Source organism: Salegentibacter sediminis (assembly GCF_002078605.1).
Lineage (GTDB): Bacteria > Bacteroidota > Bacteroidia > Flavobacteriales > Flavobacteriaceae > Salegentibacter > Salegentibacter sediminis.
On the sequence record NZ_MSJR01000001.1, the window covers coordinates 808,790 to 826,328 of the forward strand.

The 17,539-nt window shown below is 38.6% G+C and carries 10 protein-coding genes; 8 read left to right on the top strand and 2 right to left on the bottom strand.

Annotation, left to right across the window (positions count from 1 at the left end):
• Positions 1–27 precede the first annotated feature (27 nt).
• Entirely contained in the window at positions 28–339 is a 312-nt protein-coding gene (locus tag BUW93_RS03845; RefSeq protein ID WP_081209341.1) for a hypothetical protein, read from the bottom strand.
• A gap of 264 nt (positions 340–603) precedes the next feature.
• Between BUW93_RS03845 and BUW93_RS03850 the strand changes: the two genes are divergently transcribed.
• From BUW93_RS03850 to porV, 6 genes are all read left to right on the top strand, one after another.
• Complete coding sequence (locus BUW93_RS03850; protein WP_081209343.1) at positions 604–951, top strand: hypothetical protein; 348 nt, start codon at positions 604–606, stop codon at positions 949–951.
• A 6-nt stretch (positions 952–957) separates the two neighbouring features.
• Positions 958–1,905 carry a hypothetical protein gene (locus tag BUW93_RS03855; RefSeq protein WP_081209345.1) on the top strand — a complete coding sequence of 316 codons (948 nt, stop codon included), beginning with the start codon at positions 958–960 and terminating at the stop codon, positions 1,903–1,905.
• A gap of 22 nt (positions 1,906–1,927) precedes the next feature.
• Positions 1,928–3,352 carry a glycosyltransferase family 2 protein gene (locus tag BUW93_RS03860; protein WP_081209347.1) on the top strand — a complete coding sequence of 475 codons (1,425 nt, stop codon included), beginning with the start codon at positions 1,928–1,930 and terminating at the stop codon, positions 3,350–3,352.
• Positions 3,353–3,605: 253 nt separating this feature from the next.
• Entirely contained in the window at positions 3,606–4,766 is a 1,161-nt protein-coding gene (locus BUW93_RS03865; protein WP_081209349.1) for a helix-turn-helix transcriptional regulator, read from the top strand.
• 517 nt (positions 4,767–5,283) lie between these two features.
• Positions 5,284–13,425 carry a BspA family leucine-rich repeat surface protein gene (locus BUW93_RS03870; protein ID WP_198536975.1) on the top strand — a complete coding sequence of 2,714 codons (8,142 nt, stop codon included), beginning with the start codon at positions 5,284–5,286 and terminating at the stop codon, positions 13,423–13,425.
• Positions 13,426–13,436: 11 nt separating this feature from the next.
• On the top strand, positions 13,437–14,624 hold the full coding sequence (gene porV, locus BUW93_RS03875; RefSeq protein WP_157893280.1) for a type IX secretion system outer membrane channel protein PorV: 1,188 nt from the start codon (positions 13,437–13,439) through the stop codon (positions 14,622–14,624).
• A 116-nt stretch (positions 14,625–14,740) separates the two neighbouring features.
• Here the strand turns inward: porV and BUW93_RS03880 are convergent, their stop codons facing one another.
• The gene (locus BUW93_RS03880; protein WP_081209354.1) at positions 14,741–15,982 is read right to left on the bottom strand and encodes a YaiO family outer membrane beta-barrel protein; all 1,242 of its coding nucleotides are present in this window, start codon (positions 15,980–15,982) and stop codon (positions 14,741–14,743) included.
• Positions 15,983–17,045: 1,063 nt separating this feature from the next.
• On the opposite strand from BUW93_RS03880, the gene BUW93_RS14900 reads away from it, so the two are divergent.
• Positions 17,046–17,201 (top strand): hypothetical protein, encoded by a 156-nt coding sequence (locus BUW93_RS14900; RefSeq protein WP_198536976.1) that lies wholly within the window; start codon positions 17,046–17,048, stop codon positions 17,199–17,201.
• Positions 17,202–17,256: 55 nt separating this feature from the next.
• Complete coding sequence (locus tag BUW93_RS03885; protein WP_081209355.1) at positions 17,257–17,535, top strand: helix-turn-helix domain-containing protein; 279 nt, start codon at positions 17,257–17,259, stop codon at positions 17,533–17,535.
• Positions 17,536–17,539: the final 4 nt, after the last annotated feature.

A 17,539-nucleotide genomic window follows, 5' to 3' on the forward strand; every position in this document is an offset into this window, starting at 1 on the left:
TTATGTCGCCAGAAAGGATAGAGGGATTTAAAGGCTTAGAGAATAAACACAGCCTAAAATAGAACAAACTGCAAGTAACCAGGCAAGAAAAATTATTATTGATCTATTAATCACAGGTTTGGGTTCAGGTGGTTCGTTCTGTTCCTGTTTTTGGTGGGTTTCAAATCCCATCACCTCTATCACTTTACCATAATCGGTTAAGGAGTATCCCTCATTGTTTGGTTTAATTAAACCTTCGTCTACCATTTCCTCGATAATTTCAAAATCTTTTTCATCTATACAAAGCGGTTCCTTGCTCGAAATTTTAGTGAGGACTTCTTCTGCTTCCTTTGTGTGCATATTGGTTGAGAAACTAACATTATAAAAAAGGAGCAAAGTTCAATCAATATATTATTCTGGTTCTCAGGATTTCCACGAAACATTGTATAAGGGAATCTCTAAGCGGGATTTTTATTTTAAGTGGATCGCGTAAGGGAAACAACCAAAAATTATTTTAGATGAATTTTTAGCCAGACTTTTCAGTTTTAAGCAATTATATTAATGTTGATTTGAATTCACACTTAACATAATTTTATACTTTTGCCTCCCAAATCCTAAAATCTTGTGAAAGGAAATGTATTGTTAATACAGGAAGATCTTATTGTTCGTCGAATTATCGAGCGAATGTTCCTGGTTAATGAATATAACTGCACAAGCCTGTCTTCTCTGGAACAAATCAAACCTGAGGACATAAGTCATCATTATAAATTTGTTATTTCTGATCTGGTTTTCCGTGGTGTGAGTCCCATGGAATATGTGATCCATTTGCAGGAGGTGCTGAAATACGAAAAAATAATTATTGTAAGTATTCTGGGCCAGGAGAAGATGAAACGGAATGTTTCCCGCCTTACAGAAGTTAATGCTTATTATAAATTTCCTGTTGATCTGGAAGATATTGAAGCTCAAATTTAATAAGTGATGGATATTAACACCCTCGAATTTCTAATAAAGCTTTCGCTAATCTTTTTATTGGTTAATATCCTAATGACTTTTTTCACAGCACAATGGCGCCGTTATAATAACACCAGAAAACGGCAAATTGAAAAGGTATTTGCAGAACAAATAAGTTCCTTTCTTTATCCTTTACCGGGAGAAACCCCAAACTTTATAAAAGTTCAGCGGGCACTCAGGAATATTGGAATTAAGGAGTCGAAACCGGCCAGTGTTCAATTTCTAATTCGGTTAATGATAAGGACCCAGCAAGCCCTTGGCGGTTCTAATCATGAGAAACTGCAGGAGCTCTACAGCCAAATTCCCCCTTATAGAGCTTCGATTTCAAAAGTTCAAAGAAAAGACTGGTTTCAAAAAGCACGTGGAATAAGAGAGATTTATGAAATGGATCAAAGACAATATTTAAAAGAGATAGCGATTTACCGGGACCATAAAAATGTTTATCTCCGACGGGAATCTCAAATAGCCCTTGTTTGTTTTTTAGGTTGGGAAAGTTTGAGGTTTCTTCCCTATCTAAGCCGAAAAATAAGCCTTTGGCAGCAAATTAAAATCGTGGAAAAACTCCATGATATTTGCAAACAACCCAAAGTTGAATATCTGAGAAAGGCCTATACCACCAAAAATCCTGATGCTATTGAGCTGATTATTCGTATTATTAAAAAGTTCTACCTAAGTTCCGAAGCCAAATTCGTTTTTGAGCATTTGAAACATGAAAATTATGAGGTAAGAAAAGCCGCAATTTACTGTTTGTTGAGTCTTGGAGTAAAGCAAACTTTAATTAGAGATCAATTACAGGAAGTGCTTCATGAAATCCCCTCAGAGATTCAGCAAAGACAAATAATGAAATATCTGGCGAAAAGTAATAAAGAGGTACCTACATCAGCCCCACCGTATAAAGAAGAAGTCGTACTCTAAAAAATTACTACCCTATTAACCAATGGAAATTCCACTTTTGAAAGACCTGGCAAATTTTAGTTTCCTTATCTACGGGGCTTGTCTTACTTCAATTTATTTCCTGGGTATTTTTCTAGCCAACCGCGGTATATTTAGATCTAAGCGTAGAAATGTCTTCTTGCGTTCCAAAGATGTAATAAGTGCCTCCGATTTGCCCCACGTAACCCTTATAGCCCCGGCTTATAATGAAGGCCCTACAATAATTGACAATGTGCTCTCTTTGCTATTACTTAAATATCCATATTACGATCTCATTGTTGTCAACGATGGTAGTAGTGATGATAGCCTGGAAAAACTTATTCATCGTTTTAAACTAGTTCCTACGGAGCCCGAAAGTCTAAAAGGGGTGATACCTACCGCTAAGCTGAGGAATGTTTATAAAAGTACATTATCCCACTATACTAATCTAACAGTAGTAGATAAAGAAAACGGGGGGCGTTCTGATGCGGTTAATGCAGGAATAAATATAGCAAGCTCTGAACTTATTCTGTGTACCGATGCCGATTGTATCATAGAAGAAAATGCGATCATTAAAATGGTGACTCCTTTCCTGGACGAAGAGGGTAAGGAGATTATAGCCTGTGGCGGAGGAATTGGTGTTGCCAATGGTTCAGTTATAGAAAATGGAGTCCTGAAAAAACTCAAGCTACCCCGAAACCTCCTGGGCAGAATCCAGGTGGTTGAATATATTAGAGCTTTTTTATTGGGAAGAATGGCCTGGGGCGAGGTAAACGGATTACTATTGGTTTCGGGAGCATTTGGGATGTATCCCCGGCAACGACTTATGGAGATTGGCGGATTTGATACCAACACCATAGGAGAAGATTTCGAGCTCTGTGTAAGACTTAGAAGACATATGGAAAACCTTAAGAAACCATATAAGGTAATTTATCTTCCTTTAACTTTATGTTGGACTGAAGCCCCGGATAACTATTCCATTTTTGTAAAACAAAGGGATCGATGGGCCAGGGGACTCTGGGAAACCTTAAAAACCCAGGGGAAATTAATTGGAAATCCCAATTACAGAGCTATGGGAATGTTGTTCCTTCCTTATTGGGTGATCTTTGAATTTGGAGCTCCTTTAATAGAATTCGCAGGCTTATTATATCTTCTGCTATCTGGTTATATGGGTTGGTTAAACTGGGAGATGGCGCTTAACCTATTTCTGTTTGTGTACTTGTTGGGCTGTCTTTTTTCAACCGCAGCGGTATTTATGTATGTGAACAACTTTAACGAGTATAATAATTTCAGGCACATTTCAGGGCTTCTTATCGCTGCATATCTGGAGCCCCTGGTTTTTCATCCTGTTTTGGTATTTGCCTCCATAAAAGGTTATTATAAGATGTTGTTCAATATTAAATCCGGTTGGGGCACTATGACGAGAAAGGGATTTGCACAAAGTTCTTAGGAACCTATGACAATTACATCAATACAAACCAAGTTTCAGTATTTCTTAATTACTCATGTGCGAGGGGTGTTTTTCCCCTTTTTACAGAATTATTTTTTAAGATACCTCCAATTGAATATATTTGGATTCTTAAAATTTTAACAAAGAAGCGAAGTTCTAAAAGAAATTTTCTTTGGAGAATTTCACAAACAACAATGATTTTCGGCCTTTTTTCTTAATCAATAATGATCACGGGATAATTATTTGAAAAAATATGATTATAATTTTACTTATTGCCGGAATCTTTGGCTTTGTACTTTCAACTACTTTATTTTTCAAAAAATCTACTAATACGCTTGCGACCCGCATACTTGGGAGTTTTTATCTTATTTTATCGGTTTACGCCTTACAGGCTTATATCATAGACGGAGGTTATTTGGAACATTTCACCTGGTTTTTTCTATGGCCATTACTTTTATATCATCTGATTTTTATTCCTATTTATTATTATTTCAAAGTATTATTAACCGATCAGTTCACCTGGGATAAGGCTGAACTGATTCTACTTGTTCCATTTTTATTAGGTTTAATAGATGTGGGTTACGTTTATCTTCAACCGGAATCTTTTTATAAGAATATTTTAACTGAGGCTATTTCGACTCCTGAAACAAGACTTAATGTTCAATACTGGCTCCTAAGCCTGGATCAACATCTTCTTATGCGGCATCTGTGGCAATTAGGAGTTTTAATAGTGCTTTTTCCTGAAATTAAATTTTTTATTAAAAATGGTGAAGATGAAGAGCTGAAGAATATACTTGATAGATGGGTATTGGTTTTCTGGGGAATATTAATGGTTATGGCTGGTTTGGCTATTATCTATGCTTTGGAAAAGATGATGCTGGTAGAGATTTTCGACTCCTTAATTATCATCGGGAAAAATGGTGGGATAATAACCTTTCTATTGTATATAGCTCTTTTCCTAATCGGAATCATCCCAATTTATTTTCCCAGTATTTTATACGGATATCCGCAAAAGCCAAGACCTGATTCAGGTTTCATCTTACATGAAGGAACTGAAGACCTGAAATTTGGTTTGGAGAAAGAGGAAGTACTGGCCAAACTCAAAGGCCTGAAGGAAAACAACTGTCATTTAGATAAAAATTTCAACCTTACTGAATGTGCCAAAAAGGTGGATATGCCTTCCCATCATATTTCTTATTTCCTCAAGCAATATTTCGGATTAAGTTTTGCCGCATACAAAAACATCTTACGAACAGAACATGCAAAACAATTAATTGAAGAGGGCTACCTGGAAAATAATACTATCGATGCTTTAGCCGAAGAATGTGGGTATGCCAGCCGAACTTCCTTCAGTAAAACTTTTAAAAGTCTTATAAACATTAGCCCCAGCGAATATGCCAGTACCTTAAATTAACAGCTCAACAGCTTCCAATTTCTGAATAAAACCCGTGTTCAAATCAAATTTGGACACCTCATTTCTCTTATTTTAACAGCCTTAACATTTTATTTAGACTTTTTTTGCTTCATAAATAAATAATGCACATTTCAGATTTTGCCCTTCTGGAATGTACAAAACCAAATCCATAATCTAAATCTTAACCTACTCTCTTATGATGAACTTTTACACTTCTACTATTACCAAAGCAGCATTTAATCTGTTAGCTTCTTTTCAAAACCAAAACATTTAAAACTGTTTTTAACTATCCCGGACTGACATTAATGCTGGGAATGGTGAACAAAATGAAAACTCAATCAGCATCATAAATATCTTACCAGACTAAGATGTATGATTCTTTTCCGTTTTTCTGATTCATCACTTTAGGCCTGACAGATCAAAGCCATTCTATGTTATAACCGATATTCATTCTTAATCTATGCAACAATTTTACAACCAAAAAATAGCTCCGAATTTCAGTAATAAGAGCTTTTTAATGCTTTTCATTTTTTTGTCTTTTATCAGTGGAACGGCAATGGCTCAAACGCCGGCTGATGAAAATTTCGAAAGCTATCCGGATGATGGCGCTGCTGTTCAAGTAGGCGCCAATGGAAGGACTGTAGGCGACCTTATATTTTTTTCCGATAATATTTCAAAAGAAACGGCTATTGGAACGGATATTTCCATTGGGTGGACATTTTTTCCAACTGGTGATCGATATTTTTCATACATATATCCTGAAGCAGAAACGACTGAGATTGGGTTTAAGTCTGCAAGTGGTGATTCCTTTAAACTGGTTTCTCTAGCAATTAGTAATTCTGATGGACTAAACGGAAGCAGGACAGAAAATTATATTGTAAGAGGATTTGATGAAAATGGAGTTGAGGTTGCCTCCGATAACTTAAATTTGGCAACAAGTGATGGTAGTGGCTCTATTAATTATAATAGGATAGAGTCCGTTCCTACGCTACAAGATGGTATTTTAACCTTCAACTCAGATTGGGAAAATGTGCAACGTGTAACTTTTACCGGAACAGATTTAAATGTAGGAATTACACATGGGCCGTCACTATCCTTTGACAATTTTGATTTTGAGCCGGCTGTTACTTCCACTTTCACTCCATATGTCACCACCTGGAAAACTGACAACCCGGGTACTTCTTCCTCAACTTCTATTACAATACCTACTAATGGGACAGGTTATAACTATGATGTAGACTGGAATAATGATGGTATTTACGAAGATATTGGAGTTACGGGAGATATTACACATGATTATGGAACTGCCGGAACTTATACGGTTGCTATTAGAGGTGACTTTCCACGTATTTATTTTGCGAATGGGGGAGATAAGGATAAAATAATATCAGTAGACCAATGGGGTGATATTGTGTGGAATTCTATGGCTCGGGCTTTCCAGGGATGTAGTAATGTACAATTTATTGCCGTAGATATTCCAAATCTGGCAAATGTTACAGACATGTCCTATATGTTTTATCAGGCTACCTCATTCAATGGTGATATAAGCACGTGGGATGTTAGCTCGGTTACTAATATGCACAGTATGTTTCTTGAGGCTAAGGCTTTCAACCAAAATATCGGGAATTGGAACGTGAGCAATGTGAAAAACATGGGTTATATGTTTAGAGGTGCTTCTTCTTTCAATCAGAATATTGGCAGTTGGAATGTGGGGAATGTGACTGATATGCAGGAAATGTTTCTTTTTGCCTCCGCTTTCGATCAGAATATCGGGAATTGGAATGTTAGTCAAGTAGTTACCATGAGAAGCATGTTTAACCGGACTACATTCAACCAAAATATTGGGAATTGGGATGTAGGCAATGTAACTAACATGTCCTTTATGTTCTCTAATGCTGCGTTTAACCAGGATCTTAATACCTGGAATGTGAGCAAGGTAACCGATATGGGCGGTATGTTTTACGGGAATCGAGCATTTAATGGTAAAATTCTAAACTGGGACGTAAGCCAAACACAAAACATGTATTATATGTTTAGAAGTGCTATAGCTTTTAATCAAGATATTAGTAATTGGAATGTGAGTAATGTGAAAAACATGAGATCCATGTTTTATAGTGCATCATCTTTCAATCAAAATATTAGTAATTGGAATGTAGGGAATGTGACAGATATGCAGGAAATGTTCTATTACGCCAGAAACTTCAATCATAATATCGGGAGTTGGGATGTAAGTAATGTAAGCAACATGCGCAATATGTTCTCTGGTGCTTCTGAATTTGATCAGGACCTCGGCACATGGGATATTGGTAATGTGACAGATATGAGCTATATGTTTAAATCAATTAAACTATCCCGATCAAATTATGACAATATATTAAAAGGTTGGAGTACGTTGGATGCCGGGGAGGTGAAAATCCCTACTAATGTAACCTTTGATGGAGGAAACAGCACCTATTGCGACGGGGAAGCAGCAAGGGAAGAACTGACCGCTACCTACAACTGGACAATTACTGATGCTGGTCCGGAATGTCCTGATACTGAAGCACCGGTTGGCTATGCTATTTCCATTGATCAGGCTTCTATTGATGAGAATAACGAAACCTCGATTAGCTTTACTTTTGCAGACGCGGAACCCGGAACCACATACAATTATACCTTTAGTAGTGATAACGGAGGTACTGATGTAACCGGTTCAGGTTCCATAGTGACAGCAACAGATCAAATTACAGGAATTAATATTAGTGGTCTCGAGGATGGGACTATTACCTTATCGGTAACACTTACAGATGCTTCCTTAAATGAAGGAATAGCGGCAACAGATTCTAAGCTTAAAGCTACAAATCAGGCACCGGTTGCAATTTGCAAAGCATTTACTGCGAAATTGGATGCGACTGGAAATGTCAGTATTTCTCCTGAAGACGTAAATAGTGGTTCCAGTGATGATAAAGCAGGATTTATACTATCTCTTGACGAAGACACTTTTGATTGTTCCAATGTAGGTTCCCCTGTTACGGTAACACTTACAATTACCGATAGTGAGGGCTTGTCTGATTCTTGCACAGCAACGGTAACCGTTCAGGATAATGTAGTTCCGGTGGTTGCAACACAAAATATCACTGTTCAGCTGGATGCTAATGGTGAGGCTTCCATAGTACCTGCCGATATTAACGATGGTTCTACCGACAATTGTGCAATAGACACCTACAGCCTGGACATCGAAAGCTTTACTTGTGCTGATGTTAATTCCCCGGTAACAGTTACCCTGACAGTGAAAGATGTGAATAGAAATTCCGCTTCAGAAACCGCAACTGTAACTGTTGAGGATAATGTAGCTCCTATAGCCTTAGCTCAGAACATCACGGTTTACCTGGATCAAAACGGTACTACGAGCATCACACCTGATCAGATCGACAATGGCTCAACAGATGCCTGTGGTATTGCAGAGCTAAGCCTGGATATTACAGAATTCAGCTGTGAGAATGTTGGTGCAAACGAAGTGACTTTAACTGTTACCGATAAAAATGGCAATCTTTCTCAGGCAACAGCCATCGTAACTGTTGAGGATAATATAGCTCCTATAGCTTTAGCTCAGAACATCACCGTTCAGCTTGATGAAAATGGAGTTGCAAAAATATCTCCTGAAGAGATCGATAACGGATCTTCAGATAATTGTGAAATTAATGAAGTAGCATTATTAAAAGAAGGTACAGCCTTTTCAGAAGTAGGGGAAGGTCAGAACCTCTCTATTACCTTACCAGCCGGCAAAGTTGTAACAGCAGTCAATTTCGCAAGTTATGGAACGCCAACCGGAGGTGAGGGTGATTATGCATTGGGTTGGTGCCACGCTGCCAATTCACAACAAATTGTGGAAAGTTACGCTCTCGGTAAGAATAGTTTTACTATTCCTGCCACCAACGAAGTATTTGGCGATCCTTGTGTTGGAACAGTTAAGAAATTATTTGTTGCGGTAAGTTATTCCGCAGAAGCAAATGACCTTGAGTTTACCTGTAATGACCTTGGAGAAAACATGGTCACTCTAAAAGTTACCGATAAAAGTGGGAACAGTTCTGAAAGCACTGCTACCGTTACCGTTGAAGACGATGTACTACCAACTGCCATAGCACAGGATATTACCATTTATCTTGATGAAGATGGAAAGGCAGTAACCAATGCAGTAGACGTTAACAGTAATTCTACAGACAATTGTTTTATTGAAAGCCTGAGTTTAAGTAAAACTCAATTTGATTGTACAAATGTTGGAGAAAATACTGTAGAACTCACTGTAACCGATCCTAGTGGCAATGAGGCAATTGCTGAAGCTACTGTAACTGTAGTAGATAACATTGTTCCGGTCGTATTAACTCAGAATATCACGGTTCAGCTTGATGAAAATGGAGAAGCTACTATCACTCCTGAAGATATCGATAACGGCTCAACAGATAATTGTGAGATCGATTCAATGAATCTTGATAAGGATAGCTTTGACTGCACTGACGTCGACACTCCCGTTACAGTAACGCTGACAGTGACCGATGTTAATGGAAATAAATCTTCAGAAACTGCGATAGTAACTGTAGAAGATAATCTTGATCCGGTTGTAGTAAGCCAGGATATCACTGTTCAACTGGATGCTGATGGAGTAGCCTCCATTGTGCCTTCAGATATCGATAATGGTTCTTCCGATAATTGTGAGATTGATTCAATGAGCCTGGATATTGACAGCTTTGATTGTGCGGATGTTGACAATCCTGTAACGGTTACCTTAATTGTGGTCGATGTTCATGGGAATGAATCTTCAGAAACTGCAACGGTAAACGTAGAAGATAATGTAGTTCCGGTTGCAGTAACCCAGGATATCACGGTCCAACTGGATGCCGATGGAGTCACCTCTATTTTACCTGCGGATATCGACAATGGATCCTCAGACAATTGTGAGATTGATACTATGAACCTTGACATTGACAGTTTCAGCTGTTCAGATATTGATAATCCCGTTACAGTAATCCTAACTGTTACAGATGTTAACGGAAATAAATCTTCAGAAACTGCAATCGTAACGGTTGAAGATAATATTGCTCCTGAAGCAATCAGTAAGAACATCACCGTTCAGCTTGATGAAAATGGAGTTGCAACAATTACCCCTGAGGAAATCGACAATGGCTCAAAAGATGCCTGTGGAATTGCTGACCTGCGATTGAATATCACAGAATTTAGCTGCGCTGATGTTGGCGAGAATGAAGTTATTCTGACTGTTAAAGATGAAAACGGAAATACTTCAGAGGCTACTGCAATAGTAACTGTAGAAGATAATGTAGATCCAGTTGTGATCACTCAGAACATCACTGTTCAACTGGATCAAAATGGAACAGCGACAATTACGCCTGAAGAGATCAACAACGGCTCAAACGATGCCTGTGGAATTGCTGATTTAAGTCTGAACATCACAGAATTCAATTGTGAAAATGTTGGCGAGAATGAAGTTATTCTTACTGTTGAAGATAACAATGGAAACACTTCAGAGGCTACTGCAATAGTAACTGTAGAAGATAATGTAGATCCAGTCGTGATCACCCGGAACATCACCGTTCAACTGGATCAAAATGGAACAGCGACAATTACGCCAGAAGAGATCAACAACGGCTCAAACGATGCCTGTGGAATTGCTGATTTAAGTCTGAACATCACAGAATTCAATTGTGAAAATGTTGGCGAGAATGAAGTTATTTTTACTGTTGAAGATAACAATGGAAACACTTCAGAGGCTACTGCAATAGTAACTGTAGAAGATAATGTAGATCCAGTCGTAATCGCTCAGAACATCACTGTTCAACTGGATGCTGATGGAACAGCGACGATTACGCCTGAAGAGATCAACAATGGCTCAAACGATGCCTGTGGAAATGCTGATTTAAGTCTGAACATCACAGAATTCAATTGTGAAAATGTTGGCGAGAATGAAGTTATTCTTACTGTTAAAGATGAAAACGGAAATACTTCAGAGGCTACTGCAATAGTAACTGTAGAAGATAAAGTAGATCCAGTCGTGATCACCCGGAACATCACCGTTCAACTGGATCAAAATGGAACAGCGACAATTACGCCTGAAGAGATCAACAACGGCTCAAACGATGCCTGTGGAATTGCTGATCTGCGATTGGATATCACAGAATTTAGCTGCACTGATGTTGGCGAGAATGAAGTTATTCTGACTGTTGAAGACGAAAACGGCAACGAATCTTCAGAAACTGCAACGGTAATTGTTGTAGATAATCTTGATCCGATTGTAGTGACTAAGGATATCACGGTCCAACTAGATGCTGATGGAGTCGCCTCCATTTTACCTGCGGATATCGACAATGGCTCCTCTGATAATTGTGATATTGATACCATGAGTCTTGATCAGGATAGCTTTGCCTGTAATGATGTCAACGCTCCCGTTACAGTAACGCTGACAGTAACCGATGTTAATGGAAATGAATCTTCAGGAACTGCCATTGTAACTATAGAAGACAAAATTAATCCTCTAGCTCAAGCTCAAAACTTCACTGTTCAGTTAGATGAAAATGGAGTAGCTAGTATCACTTCAGAAGATATTGACAATGGTTCCAATGACGCCTGCGGAATTGCAGAGCTAAGCTTGGATATTACAGAATTCAGCTGTGAGGATGTAGGCGAAAACGAAGTGACTTTAACTGTTACCGATAATAATGGCAATCTTTCTCAAGCTACAGCCATCGTAACTGTAGAGGATAATATAGCTCCTTTAGCTTTAGCTCAGAACATCAGCGTTGAGCTTGATGAAAATGGAAGAGCGACGATTACTCCAGATATGATCGACAACGGCTCAAACGACGCCTGCGGTATTGCAGAGCTACGCCTGGATATTACAGAGTTTAGCTGTAAGGATGTTGGTAGAAATGTGGTGACTTTAACAGTAACCGATAATAATGGGAATACTTCGAAAGCTACAGCCATTGTAACAATAGAAGACAATGTAGCTCCTGTAACAATCACCCAGAACATCACTGTTCAGCTGGATGAAAATGGAGTTGCTTCCATTACCCCTGAGGAAATCGACAACGGTTCCAATGACGCTTGCGGAATTGCAGAAATTACTCTGGATAAAACAGAATTCAGCTGTGAAAATCTTGGTGCAAACGAAGTGACTTTAACTGTTGCCGATAATAACGGGAATACTTCTAAAGCAACAGCCATAATTACTGTAGAAGACAATGTGGCTCCTATAGCCTTAGCTCAAGACATCACAGTTCAGCTTGATGAAAATGGAGTTGCTACTATTACATCTCAAGATATCAATAACGGCTCTAACGATGCCTGCGGAATTGCAGATTTAAGTCTGGATGTTAGCAACTTTGAATGTGTTAATGTTGGGGAGAATGAAGTTATCTTAACAGTAACCGATAATAACGGGAATACTTCGGAAGCTATAGCCATAGTAACTGTAGAAGATAATCTCGATCCTGTGGCCATAGCCAAAGACATCACTGTACAACTTGATGAAAATGGAAAGGCTACTATCACTCCGGAAATGATCGACAATGGATCTAACGATTCCTGTGGAATTGCTGAAATGAGTCTTGACTTTACCGAATTCAGCTGTGCAGATCTTGGTGTCAATCCGGTGAAATTAAGTGTTACCGATTCAAATGGAAATGTTGCTTCGGTTATGGCCAATGTAACTGTACTCAACATCCAGCCACTGGAGTTAATGCAGGCAAATCTTCCGGAGATTACTTCAGAATGTGCCATCGCACTGAGTGACCTGGAGGTGCCAAAAGCATCAGGACTATGTAACACCGAAATCCTCGCAAGCACCCAGGCGTCTGAAGTGATTGGAGAAAGCATGACCATCACCTGGATGTTTGAAGACGAAAGTGGCAATACACTTAGCCAAACCCAGCAGATCACCATTGAAGATAAAACTGCTCCGGTACCTAACCAGGATATCCTGGAGGATATTATTGTAGAATGTAGTGTGGAAAATATTTCTGCGCCAACGGCTACCGATAATTGTGGTGGACAAATCACTGCTACCACCGGCGATCCTACCAGTTATACTCAGCAGGGAGATTATATAATCACCTGGACTTTTACCGATGCTGCAGGAAACAGCACCACTCAGGATCAGTTTGTAGTAGTGGAGGATATCACGGCGCCTGTTGCCCAGGCTTCTGATCTTAATATTGAGATCGATTTCAATGACTCTATCACTATAAGACCTGAGGATATTGACGCGGGTAGTTATGATGAGTGCGGTGAAGTTACGCTTAGTCTTGACCGGGATTATTTTGATGAGGAAGGAACTTATGACGTAATCCTTACCGTGACCGACCCTAATGGCAACATTGCTCAAACTACTGCCACGGTAAACGTCAGCTTAAAGAAATTCCAAACCACCAATGTACACGTAGTGCCAACGATGCTTGAACCAGGAGAAGTGGCGAAAGTTATAGTTTCAGGAGGAAGCCTTATTAAAAATATTGAGGTTCTGGAAACGGAAACCGGAAAATATAAGGTCATCCGCGGAAACGATCTTCAACAAATGAACCTTGATGTCGCACCTTTCAAGGGAACCCTCCTTATCCGGGTTGCCGATGATAAAGGAAAAGTTCACCTTAAAAAAATAATTGCCCTATAAACTTAGAAAAAATGAAAAGAAATATCTCAACATATAGTTTTATAAGTCTTTTACTAATGAGCTTTTTCGGCTCGCAACTTACTGCTCAGGAATTGGTGCGCCCCGTGATTACGGGTGCACCCTTTCTGCAGGTAGTCCCCGATGCTCGCTCGGGTGGAATGGGCGAGGTTGGCGTTGCCAGCTTAGGAGACAACTTCTCCCAGTTTCACAACCCTGCAAAATTCCTGTTTATGGAAGGGGAGAGCAGTGGTGTAGGTTTGTCTTACATTCCGCAATTCGTAGGCTATGCCGATGATATCTTTCACGCCCAGGCCGGGTATTTTCAGAAACTCAATGAGCGCTCAGCTCTTAGCGGTTCTCTTACTTATTTCAGCTTCGGAAATGTAGACCTGGAAGAAGAACAGGCCGGGCAGATTATCAATACCGGGAGTTTCGTACCCAACGAATTGGCTCTGGAAGCAGCCTATAGTCTAAAACTCAACGAATATTTTGGGATGGCGGTAACAGGAAGGTATATCAGATCTGATATTACCGATAATCAAATGAACTCCACCCTTCGATTAAAGACAGGGCAGGCAGTTGCAGCAGATGTTTCAGGTTACTATATTTCCAATCCTTTTACTCACGCTAATAAATGGACAGCCGGTTTTGCTTTAAAAAATGTGGGGTCTAAACTGGAATATGCTAACGAATCAGGTTATGAATACCCCTTACCCACCAGCTTAAAATTAGGAGGTGGTTATCATATCGCCACTGGTGAAAATGATTATATTTCATTTTATGGAGAAGCCCTGAAATATTTGGTGCCGGCAACCGATGATCAGCGAAACCTTTCACAAAACTCCGCTATAGGAGGAATTTTTAATTCCTTCACCGATGCCCCTGGCGGTTTCTCTGAAGAAATGAAAGAAATGATTTGGTCTTTAGGATCAGAAATTAATCTGAATAATTCTTTGCAGCTTAGAACCGGGTACATTACACAGAGTGGGGAAAAAGGATTCAGGAATCATGTAACTTTTGGGCTTGGTATGAATTGGGAAGGTTTCAATTTCGACTTCGCCTATCAAAGCCCTGTAATAAAAAACGTATCCTTTGATAATGATAAGGTTATGAAATTTTCTTTGAGCTATATGTTTGGAAGCACTCCGGGAAGATCCACCCTGGACCCCGCAAGAAATGAGCAAATAAGTGCCAGGTAAACTTTACTTATTCTCATTAAATTATATACTTAAAGTAGAAAATTACCCGTTGGCTGAACTATAGGTTTAACGGGTAATTTTTTTTAATCTGGTCCGGGCTGCCCGCCATACAGTATCTAAAATCTATACCGGTAACCTATGCCTATTAGAACTTGGTTCCCTTCTTTGTCAGATGTAATTTCTTGCCATAATAACCCTCCATCAAAACGGATAATATGGCTTGAACTTAACTGAAAATTAATTCCCAATCCTGTAAAATAAGCCTCCAATCCTGGGTTCTCCTGTACCTGGACAAATAAGGTGCTTTCATCCGGAGAGATTCCTCTGCTTAAACGCGTAAACAGATAGTTATCGCTACCCTTAAAGTAATACCTCACATTGAACTGGTAATTTTGAATCATTTGCTGAGCTCGTTCAGGGCCAATTGCCGCTCTGAGGTTTAGATAAAATTTTCCCGCATAATGGGTTAAACCCAGGATTCCGGTAAAATAGTTTTTACCACCATAGCTTAACATTTTTCCACCGGTTTCCACTTCAAAGCCCTTGGCGAAGCCATAAAAAACAGAGGCGCTGGATTTAAAATCAGGAAACAAGTCTCCTGAAGAAAACCCGATATTACCAAAGAAATATAATTTATCATTAATCACCGGATAGGCTTCAATTTCATATAATTGCCCCTCATTTAGCCTTCTGTCTGAATGCGTTACCCGGCCTAATAAAGTTGTTTTCTTGATGTTATGTTGATATTCCAGAAAGAAATTCTGCCAGTTCGTCCTGTTGTATTCACTACTGAAATCTATCAGTTGATACGATAAGCCTATTTCATTTTTGATAGTGCTTCGTAAAATATTATTAAGCTGATATCTTTGATCACCCGTTAATCCATTCCTTCTGCTGAGATCCTGGGCAAGTTCTCGGGCCTCTTCCGGCTGGTTGTTTCTTAAAAGTTTTTGAGCTTTTAAAAGCTCAATTTCAGGATCATTATTGTAGACCGCTCGAAGTTGATCTAAAAACTTTGAACCTTTCTGGAATTCCATCAACCTAACCTGTCTAATAGCGAGCTCCTTGACCGCATGATAATCAGGTTCCTTATTCAGCAGGTAAGAAAGATCTTCCCGGGAGCCTTCTAAATTGTTTAAGGCCTGAAAAATTCTGATTCTTAATACCCTTATATCATGGTAATCCGGTGCCAGGTTTAATCCTTTATTAGCGTATTCTAAAGCTCTTTTTAAATTTTGATCCTGATATAAGGTAATACCTTCCTTTAGTAGGACATCAGTATTTTCCTCTTGGATGGTCTGAGCATAATTGAATTGAAAACCAATAAAAAAAACAAGTAGAGCGATTTTTTCTTTCATAAGATTTTTCTTGCCGGCAAAATTAAATAAAGCTTTTCGTTATTTTATTGCTAATGATAGAATTTGGTTTAATTGTCTATAATAAGCCTGATCGGGGGGTGATTTTATCTGGATAATTAGCAGGAATAAACACGGAAATGGGTATTTTTAATTAAATCAAAATAGTAAAAATAAACCGAAGCTAAAATGCTTCGCGGGCGCAGGTCAAGCTCTCGCCCTTCGGGTTTCACCGGAAATCTCCATCCTCAAACAAAAGTATGTTAAACAACATCTCCAAAATATGCGGATAGTATTTCCGCCGAAAAGCTTGCCTGCTGGCTCAACATTTTGTTAGAATAGCTTTCTTTTTTCTCTTTTTTTCTTTTCAAAAATAATCTTGATAGAAGGGTGATACCGGAAAAAGGCTACAAGTCATAGCAATCCCCTGAACCAACCTAACAATCTCCGGCTCTGCAGGAAGTAAATACATTCGAAGAAAATTTTCATTTCGCTCTTTTTCCTTTAAAAACCAAAAAAATGAAAAACCTTGAGGATATGAAAAGTAAATTAAAAAAATCCTTTATAAGGATTGATCTCTTATGTTGCTGTTTATTGCTTTTATATAACTTTTCACACTAAGCAATATCAAATTTAATTTCCATAAAAAAACAGGGCCTAACTACTTTGAAATCAAATTTTTAATTATTTTTAAATAGTTGAATTACAGTAATTTTTGAAGTACTTAATTGTCTTATTTTTTGTTTTGACTTCGCTGACAAGAGTACACATCTAAAAATCATTTTTGGATTTCCTGCCTTTTAAACCAGGTTTTGGTTGAAGGCAGAATTGTATGAAATTTTGTTCCGCCCTGGCGGGACAAAAAGGAATAGCAAGAGGGTAACGGGCAGAGCCGCGTTACAGATCTTTTTTTGTGCTTTTAAGAGACTGTTAGTCAATGACTTGTGAAATTTTAATGTGACTTTAAATTAAGATGAGAGTCATTTTTTTACTAAAACCCTTCCGAAACCATAGAAAAAGGGGCAAAATTTTACTAAAAAATGGATGAAGAGTATAAAATGATAATGTGGTTATTGCAAATTTGAAGGATATCAAAGAAAACCAGACTAAGTCTACCAGTTCAATTTTGAATGAAATCCTGGAACAACCTGAAGCTAAAAAAGACCCAGGGTATGTGGAGAAGAAAGTTTTCTGGACAGGGGCAAAGACTGGATATAGTTAAGGACACTTTTTAAGAATAATAAAATAATAACTAATACTAATAATTTGATAGAATTATGAAAGAGAACATCCACCCATTTATGGTAAGTATGTATTCCCTCGAGGCTAAAATAGATCAGCTGACAAGGGAATTCAGAATCAGGCAGATCAAAGATCCCACTTTCATTTTATTGGATAATGCTGATTTTATCCAGATGTTCAGGATAAGTGCTAAAACAGCCCAAACCTGGCGGGAAGAGGGGTTAATAGAATATGCACAGGTGAAAGGAAAGATATATTACAGCTTGAAGGATATCAAAGGCTTTATAAACCGTCACAGAAAAAGCAGAAGGTAATCTA

Bases quoted from the DNA above. Each gene is read 5' to 3' on its own strand.
- BUW93_RS03845 (WP_081209341.1), bottom strand. From the start codon at position 339: ATGCACACAAAGGAAGCAGAAGAAGTCCTCACTAAAATTTCGAGCAAG.
- BUW93_RS03855 (WP_081209345.1), top strand. From the start codon at position 958: ATGGATATTAACACCCTCGAATTTCTAATAAAGCTTTCGCTAATCTTT.
- BUW93_RS03860 (WP_081209347.1), top strand. From the start codon at position 1,928: ATGGAAATTCCACTTTTGAAAGACCTGGCAAATTTTAGTTTCCTTATC.
- BUW93_RS03865 (WP_081209349.1), top strand. From the start codon at position 3,606: ATGATTATAATTTTACTTATTGCCGGAATCTTTGGCTTTGTACTTTCA.
- BUW93_RS03870 (WP_198536975.1), top strand. From the start codon at position 5,284: ATGCTTTTCATTTTTTTGTCTTTTATCAGTGGAACGGCAATGGCTCAA.
- porV (WP_157893280.1), top strand. From the start codon at position 13,437: ATGAAAAGAAATATCTCAACATATAGTTTTATAAGTCTTTTACTAATG.
- BUW93_RS03880 (WP_081209354.1), bottom strand. From the start codon at position 15,982: ATGAAAGAAAAAATCGCTCTACTTGTTTTTTTTATTGGTTTTCAATTC.
- BUW93_RS03885 (WP_081209355.1), top strand. From the start codon at position 17,257: ATGAAAGAGAACATCCACCCATTTATGGTAAGTATGTATTCCCTCGAG.